This window comes from Chitinophaga oryziterrae (assembly GCF_009758125.1).
Lineage (GTDB): Bacteria > Bacteroidota > Bacteroidia > Chitinophagales > Chitinophagaceae > Chitinophaga > Chitinophaga oryziterrae.
On record NZ_WRXO01000001.1, the window covers coordinates 1,014,460 to 1,031,191 of the forward strand.

Consider the following 16,732-nt stretch of genomic DNA (forward strand, 5'->3'; position numbering starts at 1 on the left):
CATGAAAAAGATACTTCTGATAATATTGACTTGTACCGGTTTACCTGCGAAGGCGCAAACACTACCTGTTACGGGTCTGGAAGCAAAAATCCTGGCGCTCGCAGCTAAGTTAAGGCCGGTAGGGCAGGGGGATAATACCAGCTTACAGTATACCCTTTCCGGTTATGCATACGGGGTTACCGATGCGAATAAGGAAGAGATGCGTAAAACTGCTTCCCGCGCGTTTTGCAAGGCATTGCCAATAGTTAAGGGCCCGGAAAACAAAGCCTTCATTATCTCATTATTACAAATCTGTGGAGACAGCAAAGCGGTGCCGGCACTTAAATTATACTTAAGCAGCAAACGCCTCTGCGATCCGGCTACAAGGGCTTTGGTACAAATCAACAGTCCTGGTGCTAAAGTGGCTTTACTGGCAGCATTGAAAAAAGCGACCGGTAATAACCGGATCACTTTAATAGCCGCGCTGGGGGAAATGCACTACCTGGGCGCTTTAGATGAAATCACGGCGCTTACTGCTTCAAATGATCCGCTGATAAAAAGAACGGCATTACTGGCATTGGCTAATATAGGCGATGAAGATAGTGAGCCCATCCTGGCAGCTGCGGCAGAAAAGAGTCAATTCAATACTGATAGTACACAAGCTACCGCTGCCTATATACTCTATACAAAAAGACTGGCATTGAACTGGCCCATAGGGCCAGCCGCAGCAGCTTCAGAGAAGCTGCTTAAAAAAAGTCACTCGCCTTACATTCGCAGTGCAGCCCTGGAACTGCTCGTACAGACCCGTAGTGCAGAGGCAATATTCATCCTGATGAAAGCCGTGGATGATACTGTGCCGCAATACCGCGCAGCAGCTTTCCAGCTGGCAGGCAGAAATATTACCGGTGACAATGCAGAGCAGTGGGTGCGCAAAGCAGAACTTTCGGAAGGAGCGGTGAAAGCAGGCGTAATAACGATGTTAGGCGTCAGCAAACAAACAGCGGGGGCCCGTCTGATAAAAAACTCCCTTTCCGATAAGGACCCGCGGGTGAAGTTGGCGGCTATAAATGCAGTAGGGGCCCTGGGCAATGTAGAAATGGTGCCGGCACTACTGTACACGATGAAAACAGCGGATACGGTGTCTGTCAATGCTATCCGGGACGTACTGCTCAGCATCCGGGGTGTGGACGTAGTCGACAGGATCACGGCTTCAATGCCCTTCCAGCCACCTTTGGCACAAGCGGCTTTAAAAGAAGTTTTAGCTATCAGAAATCCAACGGAACAGACTATCAGATAATCATGGCATTCATTTTGATATTTATAGAATGTTTAACATAACGTGAATCGCGCTTATATTCTATAACTATCAATAAGTTCTCATTATGAAGTCATTTCTGCTCCTGCCACTGTTGCTAATGGGCGTATTATTTTCCAGCTGTAAGAAAGAGACAATTGTTCAACAGGTAGTAGTACCTAACCGTACGATTACCACTACGATTCCTGCAAGTGCATGGAAAGTAGACAATACTAAGAACACTTACTACGTAACGATCAGCATGCCAGAAATAGATGACCGCGTATACCAGACCAATGGGGTACTCGTTTATTTCTCTTTTGATGGCAAAATCTATGAAGCTATCCCGGATGTACTGGACGGTACTACGCTGGAAGTAACTCATTCCGTAGGTTCCATTTCAATAGACATACAGGGTGCAGACGGTGCTCAGGTAAATCCTCCCAACCAGGACATATTCGTGAAGATAGTGCTGGTGGAATCAGACCCGGCATAAATCATATAATAAATAGGTAAAGGGGTATAAGTGGAGGTTCACTTATACCCCTTTTTTTATGTAATTTACCGCACCATCTTTGATTTTGATTTTTCAACATATACTTTTGTCTCATCAGTGAACAAGGCAACAGGTCTGCCTATAAATTTTATGTATCTATGGTTCGGAGAATGCTGAAGATTACTTTCTTCCTGTTATTACCTTTTTTAGAATTAGCTGCACAAAGTCAGTATGAACTGAACAGCGGATGGGAATGTAGTAACATTTCCGGTGTCACAGTAAAAGGAGAGGCGCTCTCAGTGCCTTCCTACAAGCTTACCGGCTGGTTACCTGCCACCGTACCGGGTACCGTGCTTACTACACTGCTCAATAACAAGCTGGTACCTGATCCGTTTTATGGTATGAACAACATGCGCATACCGGATATCTATCATATCGGACGTGATCATTATACCTACTGGTTCGTAAAAGACTTTACAGAAGCACAACCTGCTGCGGATGGTCAGGTATGGCTGCATTTCAGAGGTGTAAACGACGGCTGTGATATTTACCTGAACGGTCACCGCTTAAACGCCACCACCCACTTCGGTACTTACCTGCGCTTCTCTTATAACATTACACCATGGCTGGCTAAAGACGGTCACAACCGCCTGGCTGTCATCGTATATCCTTCCGCTATCCTGGGTAATCCCAATGGCGGACAAGGCGGTGATGGTACTATCGCCAAAAACGTAGGCCCTCAATACACTGCCGGTTGGGACTGGATTCAGCCTATGCGCGACCGTAACACCGGTATCTGGGATAAAGTGACCATCGAAAGAACGGGCGCCGTACGGATCAAAAACCCGCATATCGTTACAAGGGTCCCTGGCGTAAGACTGCCGGATACCAAAGTGCAGGCTCCTGCTACCATCCTGGTTTCTACGGAACTGGAAAACGCTACCGCTAAAAGTATCGCCGGTACAGTTAGTTATAAACTGGCCGGGAACACCATCAGCAAAAAAGTAACGATTGCGCCTCACGCTACTGTAGAAGTACAGCTGCCCGATCTGGAACTGAAACAACCTGCGCTGTGGTGGCCTGCCGGTTATGGCCCGCAGAACCTATACCAGCTGAAGTTATCTTTCAACACCACGAAAGCAGAAGATACCGAAGATGTGGAATTTGGTGTACGTGAAATCCAGACCTACTGGAATGCACATACCAACAGCCGCGAAGTGGCTGTAAACGGACAAAAAATCTTTATCAAAGGTGGTAACTGGATCACTTCAGATGCTATGTTCCGCTTCAGCAAAGAACGTTACGATGCAGAAATCCGCTTCCACAGGGATATGAACCTGAACCTGATCCGCATATGGGGCGGGAGCTTAACGGAAAGACCGGAGTTCTATGAGGCCTGCGATAAATATGGCCTGCTGGTATTCCAGGACTTCTGGATGTCCGGCGACTGCAACGGCCGCTGGGTAGATCCAATGAAAAAGGAAAGCCAGTGGACAAGACGCCAGTATCCTGATGATCACAGCCTGTTCATCACTTCCGTAATTGATCAGGTGAAGATGCTACGTAACTATGCATCACTGGCCTTCTGGTGTGGTGGTAATGAAATCACTCCTCCGGAAGATATACTGTCGGTCATGAGAGATTCCATCATTCCTAAACTGGACGGTACCCGCTTCTTCTTCCATTATTCCAACACGGACAGCATGTCTTACAACTCCCTGGGAGGTAACGGCGATGGTCCTTATAATATACAGCCGCTCTCCGTTTTCTGGAACGAACGTACTTTCCCCTTCAACTCTGAAGTGGGTTCCGTAGGTGTAGGGGATTACGAATCACTGGAACGCTTTATGCCTGAAGAAAATATGGTAGCTCCTGTGAATACGCCCAACGGAGTGGATTCCGTATGGGATTACCATAAATATATCCCTTACTTCGACCACCTGGACCCATATGGCAAGCCAAAAGACATAAGAGACTTCGCCAATAAGGCTCAACTGGTGAATTACGACCAGTACCGTGGCCTGATGGAAGGCTTCAGTGCTCATATGTGGGACTGGTACACCGGTGTAATTATCTGGAAAACCCAGAACCCATGGACAGCTCTGCGCGGACAGATGTACGATTACTACCTGGATCCGAATGCCTGCCTCTATGGTCTGCATAATGGCAGTGCACCTCTGCATGCAATGTGTAACCCTACAGATGGCTCCATTTACTCCGTAAATAATACCTTTAAATATTATACCGATGTAATGCTGGAACTGAAAGCCTATAATATGGCTGGTAAAGACAGCCTGATTACCCAGGTATTTACAGAGATCAGTCCTAAAACAGTACAGAAATACCTGTCTGTGAAATCAGCAATAGAAGGACTAGGCAGCAAAGAAGGCATGTTCCTGTCTGTGAGGTTAAGAGATAAGAACCAACAGGTTATATCCGATAATCTGTACTGGTTCCCGGATGCAAAGGGTAATTATTCCGGTTTGCAGAAGATGGAAGCCGCTAAGGTACAGATCACCGCCCACAAGGCAGGTACAGACAGTATCGCTGTGAAAATCAGCAATCCTGCGAACGGACCGGTAGCCTTCTTTAACCGCGTATCTCTTGTGGATGCCCAGACAAAGAAGCGTATCCTCCCCGTATTCTATAATGATAACTATGTATCGGTATTACCCGGAGAAGAAAAGATCGTGACTATCAGTGGCGATATGGTAGGCAAAAGCGGAAATGCAGCTGTTTCTGTATACGGTTGGAATGTACCCGAGCAATATATCAGTATAAATTAATACAAAATATATACAATACTTAACAGCCATAAGAATTTTCTTATGGCTGTTTCTATATCTGCCAGTTTTGCACCCAAAAACCATTTCTACTTCCATTTTTGAGTACTTTCGCCAGGAAAATTATTGTTAATTAAATTTTTATTTGATTCTGTAAGTATTTAAATAACAATTAGTTAATCGATTTTATCCAACGAAGGTTGTACTACTATGAGTAAGATATTCCATTGAAAAAAATCATAATAAATAAACTATTTGCTATATTTATAGTGTGTTTATTGCCTATACCTAGATTTTATGCCAAGATTGCGATTTATTTACACGTTTAGAGAGACGTGCTATCCTGTTTTTTGTGAAACGGGGAATATAAAGGATTGTCAGTTCATGAAAAGATTATCACCTGCCGCGGGTGTGATAACTTATACGCTACCGCGGCCGTGGACGCTTACATAATAATGTTTGCCTGTGAGGATTGAACAAAAAATTAAGAATTTACGAATACTAGACGATGCAGCATAAATTTACACTCTTAGCATTTCTTACTTTAATAACGGGTTTACTGGCCGGTTGCGGCGGCGGTAAAGGTTCAGGATGTACTGATATCGTAAACCCAACTGTATCATCAAACGCCCCAATAGGCCAGAATGATACGCTCAGGCTATCTATTTTCGGTGTGGAACCGAGTAATACATATAGATGGACAGGCTCTGACGGATTTACCTCCACGCAGCAGAATCCAACTATTATACATCCTACAAAGGGAAAGAATAAGTACTACGTGGTAGAAATCAAAACTGCCGGTGGTTGTACCTATACAGACTCTGTAACAGGAATTACAGTGGTTGGGCCATGGGCTCCCTGCGGACTGGATAGCAACACTGCCCAGCTGGATGGAGTTACCTATATGTCTTTACGTAGTATAAACGGTTCCGTTACCAGCAGCAATACTTATAAGATAGAAGGCATCAGTACCAATGCTGGTGTAGTGGTGGAATTTGCAGGTACACAGCCTCCATCAGAAGGCGTGTATACTATACAGCCGTCCAGTGGTACACTGGCAACCGGTTATGCAAAGGCTACTATTACTACCACCACCACCGGTGCATGGACCCCTAACTCCGGTAGTGTGTATGTATCTGTAGATGGAGGTTCAATTACCGTCAGTTTCTGTAACCTAGCCTTTACTTCTTCGAATGGCAGTTCCGTGGGACGTATTAATATGACGTTACCGTAGGCTCGCCTCAAACCGTACCATTATTTTATCTATTGCAAGATAATTCAGGGCATATTCCCGGGCATTCCCGGTGATGTGCCCTGGCTCTTTATGGATACCTTTTGTTGGAGGATTTAATGTGTCACTTTGTTTTTTCTGATCGGAAAATCCTGTATCCGGATCTCAGTGTAACCCCTTTTGAATGTAGCTTCTGTTGTTATACCCGACAGGAGGTTAGTTTATTTCTTTCAGATAAATATGAAGCCCATTGGAGGATTGCATTGTTTTAACAAGGTTAAAATACGCTAAAAGTCCCTGAGGAAGTAGAAGTTCTATTAACTGTCGATAGGTCTGCTCCAAAACTGTTATTTCTTAATGAGTTGCAATTTTTTTTTATCATTTCCCAAAACAATTCAACTTGATCCGTTGTTATGAACAATGAAATTTAGCCCGTTCAGATTATACGTGATGGGTTGTAAAACAACCAGAACTATTAACGCCATGAGGTGAAAAGAGTAAAAGATACCATTGAAAGAGGCCTGGTAAATGTAATAGCGATAGAATTCAATGAAATAAATGTGATCTCCAGAACTTTGTTCAGGGATGTTATTGATATGATGCCTGGATATGATTTTTGTAGATTGTTACCAGATGGCTTATTGCCATTGGGGGCTTATAAAATAAAATACCGACTTTAAAATATTCGTATTTAAGAATATTGTAATAATAAAACGTAAAGATGCTTTTTAGTTCCATCAGCTTTGCCATATTCCTTCCCATTGTATTTGCTTTTTACTGGCTGGTAAAAAAAGATTTGAAAATACAGAATATCGTCCTCTTAGTGGCTAGTTATTTTTTTTACTCCTGCTGGAGTTATAAATTTTTATTCCTGCTCATCTTCTCTACTTTCCTGGATTATTTCACCGGGATAAAGATGTTCGATGCAGGTAGCCCTAAAAGTAAAAAGGCCTGGTTCTTATTAAGTGTACTCATTAACGTGGGCTTCCTGGGCGTATTTAAGTATTATAATTTCTTCGTCTCTTCTTTTGCAGAAGGACTCTCTTTATTAGGTATCAGTACCCACCCCTGGACGTTAAATGTGATATTACCGGTAGGGATATCCTTTTATACTTTTCACGGGTTATCATATGTGATAGATATCTATAAGAACAGGATACAACCTGTAAGGAACTTTACTGATTATGCTGTGTTTGTGAGCTTCTTTCCCTTACTTGTTGCCGGACCAATAGAAAGGGCTACGCACCTGTTACCCCAGATACAGCAGCCCAGAACATTTGAGTATGGACAGGCGATTGCGGGCTTACGACAGATATTATGGGGATTATTTAAAAAGATCGTAATCGCAGATAACTGCGCAGAATATGCGAATACCATATTTAATAGTCATATACCTGTAGGTGGAAGTACGGTTGTTATGGGTGCAATATTTTTCACCTTCCAGATCTATTGTGATTTCTCCGGGTACTCTGATATTGCGCAAGGTACAGCGCGCTTATTTGGAATAGAGCTATTACGCAATTTCGCATTCCCTTATTTCTCCAGAGATATTGCAGAGTTTTGGAGAAGATGGCATATCTCTTTATCCAGCTGGTTCAGGGATTATCTCTACATTCCTCTAGGCGGTAGTAAGGTTGGAGTTTGGATGAAGATCCGTAACACCTTTATCATCTTCCTGGTAAGCGGCTTCTGGCATGGAGCTAACTGGACATTCATCTTCTGGGGATTACTAAATGCTATTTATATTATGCCTTCCATCATCTTTAATACAAACAGGAATTACCTGGGTATTGTGGCCCAGGGCAGGCGTTTACCTTCATTCAAGGAAGTTATACAGATAAGTACCACGTTCGCTCTTACTGTATTTGCCTGGATCTTCTTCCGGTCAGAAAACCTGCACCAGGCATTTACGTATGTGCATGCTATATTCTCCCATTCATTACTGTCTGTACCTTATTATAACGGGAGATTCTCTTCTATATTAGTATTGTTACTTGTGGGGATATTTTTGTTAGTAGAATGGCGCGGCAGGGAACGGGAGTTTGCGATAGCAAAAATATTCAGTGGGAATGTATTTTTAAGATGGACAGCTTATTATCTGATTGTATTTGCAATTATTGTTTCTTCAGGTAAACCACAGGCATTTATATACTTTCAATTCTGACAATGAATAAATTTCTTACACGGCTTTTATTATTTTTCATCATACTCATCCTTTTATTGCTGCCTTTAGTATTTATTAAGATAGGTGGAGACAAATTGAGATATATTGATAATCCTACCGCCGCATTGATAGATAAACATGCGAGGTTGGATAGTTTACCTTCCCCTAAACTCATTATAACAGGAGGCTCTAATGCCTTCTATGGTATGAACTCAGAGCGGATCTCCCGTGAGCTGAATATGAATGTAGTTAATATGGGATTATTCGCCGGATTCGGTTTGGATTTTATGCTGAATGAACTGGAAGGAAGAATACATGCAAATGATAAAGTTGTTTTAAGTATAGAATACTTTCTTACATCGAAGTGTAGTGCGGAAGAAGATATATTGAAATATTATCCGTCTGCGTCGGCATATCTGCATGTAAAAGAGCCTTTTTATACTAAATGGATCAATGATGTCAAGATCAATATTGAATCCGTGCAAAACAGGATCCTAACACCTGTTAAAAGATCCAGTAATATCTATGTTCACTCCCGTACTATCAATAAATTCGGCGATGCAGTTGGATATCTTACGTATAAAAAACCTGTTTACGGACATTACGGACGACTGGAGTACAGGCACTACGAAGAAATAGCTACTTTGAACCGCTTCAAACAAAGGATGGATAGTGTAGGTGCAGAAGTATATCTTGTTTTTCCTCCATTCCCGCGCTCAGATTTCGAGAGGAACAAGGATATTTTTGACAGATATTACGCTGATTTAAAAAGAGAATTAAAAATCCCTATACTAGGTACACCGGAAGGAATGGTGTTTGATGACACATTGTTTTACGATACTGTTTATCATTTAGATAAAGACGGAAGAGAAGCAAGAACAGATAGACTAATCAATCTACTATTACAATATCCAACGCACTCAGGAACGACAACGCGCCCGGTAGATTGAATTTTGCATTCTTAATCTTATTTGTCTTCGGATCTATAAGATAATTCTCTGCGTCAACAAAATTTGTGCCTGTGATATCTGTATTGAAGAAAAAGTTAGTGGTACTAAGATTACATTCACTGACATTCACATCCACTGCCACACAGTGGGACGTATTAATATGACGTTACCGTAGGCTCGCCTCAAACCGTACCATTATTTTATCTATTGCAAGATAATTCAGGGCATATTCCCGGGCATTCCCGGTGATGTGCCCTGGCTCTTTATGTACGGCCGAGCGGATACCTTCATTCAACGCCAGCTGGTCTTCAGCGGCTACCAGTATCCCTATATTCCGCTCACTCACTACCTCATATAAACTGGTATCGCTGTTGGCCGTAATCAGTGCAAGCCCGCCTACTGCCATAATGGTAGTAAGTTTGGACGGCATCACCAGGTCCCCTGCATTCGCTTTCTGGATCACCAGGTGAACATCTGCCATGTTCAGGAAATGATTAAAACGCTCAAATGGCTGCAATGGGAAAAAGATCACGTTCTGCAAGTCCTGCTCCCTGGCCATTGTAATCAGTTTTTCCTTATAAGGCCCTGAGCCACAGATTAAAAACTGAATGTCTTTCAGTCCGGCTGCAGTATGCAGGATAGCTTCCAGTCCCTGTTTCTCACCTATTGCACCGGAATACAACACCACCTTATCCGTCAGCTTAAACCCATACTCCGTTTTCAGAGAGTCTCTGTTATCCAGCGGGTAAAACAAGGAAACATCCACCCAGTTAGGAAACAGTACGATTTCCCTTCCTGTTTTCTGCTGTATCTTACGGATCATCCCCTCAGAAATACTGCTGATCACATCTGCCTGTTTCATGATGTACCGCTCTATCCTGAACAACAGCCGGATAAAGGAAGCTGCGTGTATCAAGCCCAGGTCCCTGGCGGCTTCAATCTGTAAATCCTGTATATGGTAGAACAGCTTTGCTCCACGGACCTTTTTATAGAGTACCCCCAGTAATCCAAGATGGAAAGGGGGGACTACGGTCATGACCACATCGAATTTCTTTACAAATAATAACTGCAATAATTTAAAGAAGGCAGACAACAGGAAAGTAAAATCCATCATAATCCGCTTCCTGCCGGAAGGATCTGCCGGTATATATTGCGGACAGCGATAAACTGTGATATTTCCTTCTGCTTCTTTTTTATACCAATGCCTGTTTTTAACATATGGTTCCTGTACTTTCCACTGGGGATAATAAGGATAAGCTGTAATGACAGTGCATTCATATCCGTTATCGGCCAGCCATCTGATCATTTCTCCACTGTATTTACCAATCCCTGTAGGCTCAGGTGCATAGTTCACGCCTATTAGTAATAATCGTCGGGGCATATGCTGTTATCAGTAAGCGTTTTTATCTCCTTTAATCATGTTCATTATTGTCTGGAAAATGATCTGGCAGTCTAACCAGAAACTGTAGTTCTCAATGTACCAGATGTCCATGTCTACACGTTTTTTCATCTGCCCGTTCTGACGGGTTTCTCCCCGGCAGCCATTCACCTGTGCCCATCCTGTAATACCGGGTTTCACCATCTGCCGCAGCATATAATGCTCCACTGTCTCCCTGGATTCAATGTGTAAAGGAGTCGCGTGGGGTCTTGGCCCTACAAAAGACATTTCTCCTCTTAATACATTGATGAACTGTGGTAATTCGTCGAGATTTGTTTTGCGCAGGAAACGGCCAATAGGTGTAACCCGGCTGTCATTCTTTGTTGCCTGCAGAAATTGCCCGTTACTATCTACTTCACTTGTCTGCACTACCATAGAACGGAACTTATAACAGGTGATCTTCTTGTTTTTCAGGCCCCATCTTTCCTGTTTAAATAACACAGGGCCTTTAGAGGTTAGTTTGATAACAGCCGCAATCAGTAAAAACAACCAGCCAAAGACAATAAACATAAACAGTGAAAAGCAGATGTCCAGCATACGTTTAATACGCTGATTACCGGTATCGTCTAACGGGCATGAACGTATGTTTACCAGTGGTACGTTGCCATACACATTCATGCTTACGGAAGGTGTACAGTACTGATGACAGTCCGCAATGATCCTTACCCTTTTAGCGGCCCTTTCACTCTGGTCAATGATCTTCTGTGTTTGTTCTTTCGACTTTCCGGGTAAAGCTACCACTACATCATCTATCTCATTTGCTTCCAGTATACTGGTAAGTTCAGATAGTTTACCCAGGTACTGACCATTGATCAGGCCATTGGTCTGGTCATCCACAAAGCCCACGCAATTATACCCATACTGATTGTTGTTACGGATAGTATGATAAAAGTTCATGCCTGTTTCTCCTGTTCCAGGGCAAGCTTGGAGTTACCCTCAATATCTGTGATCCCTCTTTTTACTTTAAAACTTTCTTCCTGTCTTTCCAGGAATCCCAGTTCGTCTTTCAGGGAATCTATACGTACTGTTAAGAAACGGATCGTTTTAAGGGCAACCCTGTTTTTATCGTCCAGTGTATATTCATTGTAGGTATCCAGCAAGGCGTTGAGGAAGTGTGCCGTTCTTTTAGCTACACGGTCTTCGTAGGTAACCACTATTACGGTGGCATCCCTGTTCACCAGTGCAGTACCTATATCTTCAATCTTCTCGTAAGCCAATTGCGGAATAGAGTCTATCCGTATACGGAACGCAACATTCTGTTCTGCAGTAACAGGATCGTAAGAGATACTGAAACGGTCTTTGCGTATGGTAAACGGTTCTCCTGCATGTATAGTAAAGGGTGTGGCAGATGCGTCATCTACACTTTTTATTTTCAGCAATCCGTTTTCGGGGGTCACATCAAGGGTATAGTTACCGGTTTGTGAACTATCGGTGAGGAAGTGCAGGTTGAGCGGATTGTGTTCATACAGTTCTTCATTGCTTACAGTCCCTTTTTTGAAATAGCGTATATTGAAATTATTATCCTGTATTACTTTTCCTACCAGGATAGGAGATTTCAGTACTTCCATTTCATTCTCAATGTTCTTGCCATTGTTGAAAAGGGAGAGTGATTTAAGCATATCCATTTCTTCGCCGCCGCCTTTCTTATCATCATCCTTCAGATATAACTTAGCGCTGGAAAGATATCTTGGTTTTGCATATCTGAGGTATGAAAGGGCTCCTGTCACCGCAACCGCGACTACAATTAAGTATAATGGCCAGTGGAACGCGATTTTTTTGAAGAGATCATTCATATCGATGATCGTATTGTTCTTATTCATATGCTTGCAACGCTATTTAACAGTAACAATGATAAGGGTAGTGATAAGCGATAACGCACTTATAGCTGCCGGTAAAAATTGTGGAAAGGTGGAATTGGTAAATGCCTTGTTCTTTCCCGGTTTTACATAAACAACATCGTTATTGTTCAGATAATAATAGGGGGATGACAAGGCTTTACTATCGTTCAGGTTCAGGGATACATACTTTTTAATGCCGTCTGTTTCCCTGATGATCATGATATCATCTCTGATAGCAGTGTTGTTTACATCACCGGCCATACTCAGTGCCTCCAGAACAGAAGCTCTTTCGGCAGGTATTTTGAAAGAACCTGGACGGGCTACATCTCCCAGTACAGATATCCTGAAATTAGCGATGCGGGTAGATACGAAAGCGTTGCGGATCGTTTTGTCCAGCTGCTGTGCAACAAGCGTATTGATCTCTGTTGTTGTTTTTTCTTTTACATATACTTTACCGATCATAGGCAGGCCTACATATCCGGTACTGTCTACCAGGTAACCCTGATCTGTCATACTGGACGAAGCGGCCGTTGTACCGCCTATTGACACCGGGTTCAGGATCATAGAGATGTCTTTGTCGATAGTCGTGATGGTGATCTGCAGAACATCGCCCGGCTGGACCTTTAGCGATTGTATCCTGTTATCTGTTGCTGCCCCGTTTGCCTTTTCAATGTCATTGAAGTACGTTAACCTTTTTGTGTTTGCGCAGCCGGCTAACAGGTACAGGCTTACGATGAATAACAGAAGATAGAATTTAGGAATCATGTTTAGTGTATATTGGGATTGAATGTTCAACGTCAGGCGGCAGCAGCCATTGGTTTCCGGGCAGTTTTACTCCCTTTTTTCCTTAGTCTCTGCTGCACGGGTACTTCTATATAATAGTGTATAATAAGACTGGACGGGATTAATACTGCATAAAAGAATAATAAGGTAAATGTTGAGTGGAATATGTCCCGGCTGATGCCAAAGAAATCTACCGCGATAACGGACAATACCATTAATGGAAAATGGAGCAGGTACATGGCTAAACTGGAATTCGCCAATGTCATCATCCATTTTAGCTTCAGGCCGCCATAGGTTGTTTCTGCAAGGGCCATCATCAGTAATGTTACCGGATTGATAAGGGTACGGAAAAATACATTCCTGGTTATGTCAAACAATCTTGTATGGGTTACTGCATCTTTTGCGGGAAGGAATTTTTGTAATAAGATCATAGCTCCATTCCTCATAAACGAAAAAGCGTATTCAGAGAGGCTGAATATCCACAGCAGGATAGCGAGCCCTATCACCACATTGGTTATCTTTTTCAGATAATTTTTCTGCGCGGCCCAGTGGTATATATGATACACGAGCGCACCGAGGAAGAATGAATATATCCCTTGTCCTATCATGGGATAGATATATTGCACCACCAGCGCAAACAGCACTATACCAACAATAACTACCTTGTTCTTATGCAGTTTTAACCAGCAAAGCAGGAAGAATATCAGGTATAGCAGCACTTCTACCGAAGCCGACCAGGAAGGGCCGTTAAACCCGTTTAAAGCAGGTGTTTTTTCAAATCCCCATGTTTGTATGAGGAACAGGTGTAAAAGAAAATGCCAGGCATCGTTGTTATGAACAATGAAATTATGCCCGTTCAGATTATACACGATGGGTTGTAAAACAACCAGGACTATCAATGTCATGAAGTGAACAGGGTACAGGCGGGTAAATCTGAATAACAGGAAGTTGCCGAATGAAGTTTCCCGGGAGGCAATCTTTTCACTGTAAAACCAGAAGAAGATAAAGCCGGATAACAGGAAGAAGAGATCTACCACAAGAGGCGACAGGTTATACAACATGGCGAGGTAAGGATACAGTGGTAAATGCAGGTTTTCCAGAGAGGAATCGAGCGTAAAATCATTCGTATAATAGAAAAACTGCCAGTGAGCCAGCACAACAATAAGTGGTGCAATAGCACGTATAACATCCAGGCTGAAAAAATACCGGGGGGCTTGATGAAAGCGGTGTCATGGAATGGTGTACGTATAAAACAACAGAAACCCTGTAGTGATGGTTAGTCACTACACATATGGAGTTATTTTAAGTATCAAATTGATTATAGCATTCTCAGACGGGGGCAAGTTAAATCAAAATTGTCATTTGCACAAAATTGAAGGAAAAAAGCCTTATTACCCCATCCGGGTGAGATCTCCGGATGTTCATATGTTATGAATAATTAAAAAATGAACAATAATTATATTATTATGTATTTAAGGGAGGAGAAATTTTTTAACCTCAAAACGATATGAAAATTTGATGAAAAGTATAAAGAAATTAACCAATATCTTATACCATTATCTGTATAATCTGAGAAAAACACAACAAGCGGATATCTTATTACTGGGAACATTACTGGCAAGACAAAACAAAGAACTTTCACATATAAACAGTCTGGCTGATGCCGAGTTCAAAGTGTTTTCACAGGCAGGAGATGATGGTATTATTCAGTATCTGATAAATAAAGTACATATACAGGATAAAACATTTATAGAATTTGGAGTAGAAAATTATATAGAATCCAATACCCGTTTCCTGCTGAAACATGATAACTGGTGCGGACTGATTATCGATGGTTCTAAAAAAGCCACCGATTTTATTAAGACAGATGATATTTATTACCAGCATGAATTAAAAGTAGTGACCTCTTTTATCACCGCTGAGAATATTAATGAACTGATAAGTTCTCAGGGAATAAGCGGGGAAATAGGATTGTTATCTATAGATATAGACGGGAATGATTACTGGATATGGAAAGCGATAGAAGTGGTGCAGCCTGCTATCGTGGTGATAGAATATAATAGTGTGTTCGGGGCAGAAAGGCCTGTTACAGTGCCTTACAAGGAGGATTTCGTAAGGGGGGAGGCCCACCATAGCAACCTGTATTTCGGGGCCTCTATACAGTCGCTGTGTATGCTGGGGGATGAAAAAGGGTATGCCTTCGTCGGTTCCAATTCCATAGGCAATAATGCTTATTTCGTTAAAAAGGAACGGTTGGGAAGTTTAAAGTCGCTCACTGCGGCAGAAGGATATGTACTCTCCCGTTTCCGGGAAAGCAGAGATCGGAAAGGTAAGCTCACACATCTGACAGGTGCTGCACGTTATGAATGCATAAAAGGGCTGCCTGTATTTAATGTTTCTTCTAACACCACAGAGTTATTGTAAAATATGAATGCACTCTCTAATACAGTAAAGAAGGTTTACGTATTTCTGTTTGCCCGTAAGGCGCTCTATCGTATGAACCTGTTGTTCTATAAATTAAGCATGACAGGCATCGGTATTCACAATTATGAAAACGATCATGTAAGCGGGGAAAGGGCCTTCATCAGATATATGAAGGCGCGTAATCTGTTTAAGGATGGGGTTATCCTGGATGTAGGCGCTAATGTGGGGCACTATGCGATTATGTTGCGGGAAAACAACATCTTACTTCCCATCTTTGCGTTTGAGCCAAATCCTGTTGCGTTTAAAAAGCTGGAACAGGCTGCCTCCGCACATCATTTCATTCCGGTGGAACGGGGAGCAGGAGCGGTATCTGCGACTGCTGTTATTTATGACTATGCAGGTAATACAGGCTCTGAACATGCCAGCATGTATAAAGAGGTGATCTCTGATTTACGCAATAGTGAAGCGGAAGCCGTGAATATAGACCTGGTATCCATAGACCAGTTTGTAGCAGAAAATAAAATAGCCAAAATAGCTTTGCTGAAAATAGATACGGAAGGACATGAACTGAATGTGTTAAAAGGGGCAAAGGATACGATTGAAAGAGGACTGGTAAATGTAGTACAGATAGAGTTCAATGAGATGAACGTGATCTCCAGGACTTTCTTCAGGGATATTATTGATGCCCTGCCCGGATATGATTTTTACAGATTACTGCCGGATGGGTTATTACCATTAGGGGCTTATAAAATATTGGACTTTGAAATATTCGCATTTCAGAATATAGTCGCAATAAAACGTTAACAGCATCCTGTCAATCTACCAGGCTCCTGGTAGATTGAATTTTTCATTCTACGTGACATACATCACTAATCATAAAAAATCCCGGCAGGATATTCCTGCCGGGATTTTTTATGATTTATGGAAATTACATACTACCTTTTTTCTTCATCATCTTTTTCATTTTTCCACTCATATACATACAGTCTCCTTCTTTCATCATCATTGTTTTACCTTCTTTGGTTTTAACAGTTCCGTCTGCCATTACAGTAGTTCCATTGCTCATGGTCGCGGGCTGCGTCATTTCCATTGTTTTACCACCTTTCATCGTCCACATTTTACCATCTTTCATTATCACACAATCCTTCATGGGTTTGTTCATCTTTGACATGTTCTCCTGCTTGGAGGCCATTTTATCCTGTGCAAAAGTAGCGCCGGCGCTCATAATAAATACGGTGGAAAGAATAAGTAATTTTTTCATAATCTAATTTTTTGTGTGAATTACAGGTTTGTGAATCAGCAGTTATGCTATGCAAATTAAAGGTCTTACGATAGAAAAGATATCACGGAAG

General features: G+C 42.2%; 15 protein-coding genes. 9 read left to right on the plus strand and 6 right to left on the minus strand.

Annotated elements, in window-relative coordinates; genetic code table 11:
* Position 1 precedes the first annotated feature (1 nt).
* From GO495_RS04170 to GO495_RS04200, 7 genes are all read left to right on the plus strand, one after another.
* On the plus strand, positions 2 to 1,276 hold the full coding sequence (locus GO495_RS04170; RefSeq protein ID WP_157298416.1) for a HEAT repeat domain-containing protein: 1,275 nt from the start codon (positions 2 to 4) through the stop codon (positions 1,274 to 1,276).
* 85 nt (positions 1,277 to 1,361) lie between these two features.
* On the plus strand, positions 1,362 to 1,769 hold the full coding sequence (locus tag GO495_RS04175) for a hypothetical protein (protein ID WP_157298417.1): 408 nt from the start codon (positions 1,362 to 1,364) through the stop codon (positions 1,767 to 1,769).
* A 158-nt stretch (positions 1,770 to 1,927) separates the two neighbouring features.
* Entirely contained in the window at positions 1,928 to 4,555 is a 2,628-nt protein-coding gene (locus tag GO495_RS04180) for a glycoside hydrolase family 2 protein (protein ID WP_240915149.1), read from the plus strand.
* A 505-nt stretch (positions 4,556 to 5,060) separates the two neighbouring features.
* Positions 5,061 to 5,786: a hypothetical protein gene (locus GO495_RS04185; RefSeq protein ID WP_157298418.1), complete on the plus strand. Its 726-nt coding sequence runs from the start codon at positions 5,061 to 5,063 to the stop codon at positions 5,784 to 5,786.
* Between the two features lie 485 nt (positions 5,787 to 6,271).
* Positions 6,272 to 6,463, plus strand: a complete 192-nt coding sequence (locus GO495_RS04190; protein ID WP_157298419.1) for a hypothetical protein — start codon at positions 6,272 to 6,274, stop codon at positions 6,461 to 6,463.
* Between the two features lie 41 nt (positions 6,464 to 6,504).
* Entirely contained in the window at positions 6,505 to 7,947 is a 1,443-nt protein-coding gene (locus GO495_RS04195) for an MBOAT family O-acyltransferase (protein ID WP_157298420.1), read from the plus strand.
* 2 nt (positions 7,948 to 7,949) lie between these two features.
* Complete coding sequence (locus GO495_RS04200; protein WP_157298421.1) at positions 7,950 to 8,897, plus strand: hypothetical protein; 948 nt, start codon at positions 7,950 to 7,952, stop codon at positions 8,895 to 8,897.
* A gap of 166 nt (positions 8,898 to 9,063) precedes the next feature.
* Here the strand turns inward: GO495_RS04200 and GO495_RS04205 are convergent, their stop codons facing one another.
* The 5 genes from GO495_RS04205 to GO495_RS04225 are packed head-to-tail and all read right to left on the minus strand — an operon-like array spanning position 9,064 to position 14,149.
* Complete coding sequence (locus GO495_RS04205) at positions 9,064 to 10,278, minus strand: WcaI family glycosyltransferase (RefSeq protein ID WP_157298422.1); 1,215 nt, start codon at positions 10,276 to 10,278, stop codon at positions 9,064 to 9,066.
* 9 nt (positions 10,279 to 10,287) lie between these two features.
* Complete coding sequence (locus tag GO495_RS04210; protein WP_157298423.1) at positions 10,288 to 11,232, minus strand: exopolysaccharide biosynthesis polyprenyl glycosylphosphotransferase; 945 nt, start codon at positions 11,230 to 11,232, stop codon at positions 10,288 to 10,290.
* Positions 11,229 to 12,155, minus strand: coding sequence for a Wzz/FepE/Etk N-terminal domain-containing protein (locus GO495_RS04215; protein WP_157298424.1), 927 nt, complete (start codon positions 12,153 to 12,155; stop codon positions 11,229 to 11,231). The genes GO495_RS04210 and GO495_RS04215 overlap by 4 nt, the downstream gene beginning before the upstream one ends.
* Before the next feature lie 12 nt (positions 12,156 to 12,167).
* The gene (locus GO495_RS04220) at positions 12,168 to 12,938 is read right to left on the minus strand and encodes a polysaccharide biosynthesis/export family protein (RefSeq protein ID WP_157298425.1); all 771 of its coding nucleotides are present in this window, start codon (positions 12,936 to 12,938) and stop codon (positions 12,168 to 12,170) included.
* Between the two features lie 32 nt (positions 12,939 to 12,970).
* A complete protein-coding gene (locus GO495_RS04225) occupies positions 12,971 to 14,149 on the minus strand; it encodes an acyltransferase family protein (RefSeq protein WP_276611798.1) in 1,179 nt (392 codons plus the stop codon).
* Between the two features lie 325 nt (positions 14,150 to 14,474).
* On the opposite strand from GO495_RS04225, the gene GO495_RS04230 reads away from it, so the two are divergent.
* Both GO495_RS04230 and GO495_RS04235 read left to right on the plus strand, forming a co-directional pair.
* Positions 14,475 to 15,380 (plus strand): hypothetical protein, encoded by a 906-nt coding sequence (locus GO495_RS04230; protein WP_157298427.1) that lies wholly within the window; start codon positions 14,475 to 14,477, stop codon positions 15,378 to 15,380.
* Between the two features lie 3 nt (positions 15,381 to 15,383).
* Positions 15,384 to 16,184, plus strand: coding sequence for an FkbM family methyltransferase (locus tag GO495_RS04235; RefSeq protein ID WP_157298428.1), 801 nt, complete (start codon positions 15,384 to 15,386; stop codon positions 16,182 to 16,184).
* 124 nt (positions 16,185 to 16,308) lie between these two features.
* On the opposite strand, the gene GO495_RS04240 is transcribed toward GO495_RS04235, so the two are convergent.
* Complete coding sequence (locus tag GO495_RS04240; RefSeq protein ID WP_157298429.1) at positions 16,309 to 16,641, minus strand: DUF6799 domain-containing protein; 333 nt, start codon at positions 16,639 to 16,641, stop codon at positions 16,309 to 16,311.
* Positions 16,642 to 16,732 lie beyond the last annotated feature (91 nt).

Excerpts from the sequence above, each read along its gene's own strand:
- GO495_RS04230 (WP_157298427.1), top strand. The coding sequence starts at position 14,475 with ATGAAAAGTATAAAGAAATTAACCAATATCTTATACCATTATCTGTAT.
- GO495_RS04200 (WP_157298421.1), top strand. The coding sequence starts at position 7,950 with ATGAATAAATTTCTTACACGGCTTTTATTATTTTTCATCATACTCATC.
- GO495_RS04240 (WP_157298429.1), bottom strand. The coding sequence starts at position 16,641 with ATGAAAAAATTACTTATTCTTTCCACCGTATTTATTATGAGCGCCGGC.
- GO495_RS04205 (WP_157298422.1), bottom strand. The coding sequence starts at position 10,278 with ATGCCCCGACGATTATTACTAATAGGCGTGAACTATGCACCTGAGCCT.
- GO495_RS04220 (WP_157298425.1), bottom strand. The coding sequence starts at position 12,938 with ATGATTCCTAAATTCTATCTTCTGTTATTCATCGTAAGCCTGTACCTG.
- GO495_RS04180 (WP_240915149.1), top strand. The coding sequence starts at position 1,928 with ATGGTTCGGAGAATGCTGAAGATTACTTTCTTCCTGTTATTACCTTTT.
- GO495_RS04215 (WP_157298424.1), bottom strand. The coding sequence starts at position 12,155 with ATGAATAAGAACAATACGATCATCGATATGAATGATCTCTTCAAAAAA.
- GO495_RS04185 (WP_157298418.1), top strand. The coding sequence starts at position 5,061 with ATGCAGCATAAATTTACACTCTTAGCATTTCTTACTTTAATAACGGGT.
- GO495_RS04175 (WP_157298417.1), top strand. The coding sequence starts at position 1,362 with ATGAAGTCATTTCTGCTCCTGCCACTGTTGCTAATGGGCGTATTATTT.
- GO495_RS04170 (WP_157298416.1), top strand. The coding sequence starts at position 2 with ATGAAAAAGATACTTCTGATAATATTGACTTGTACCGGTTTACCTGCG.
- GO495_RS04195 (WP_157298420.1), top strand. The coding sequence starts at position 6,505 with ATGCTTTTTAGTTCCATCAGCTTTGCCATATTCCTTCCCATTGTATTT.
- GO495_RS04210 (WP_157298423.1), bottom strand. The coding sequence starts at position 11,232 with ATGAACTTTTATCATACTATCCGTAACAACAATCAGTATGGGTATAAT.
- GO495_RS04235 (WP_157298428.1), top strand. The coding sequence starts at position 15,384 with ATGAATGCACTCTCTAATACAGTAAAGAAGGTTTACGTATTTCTGTTT.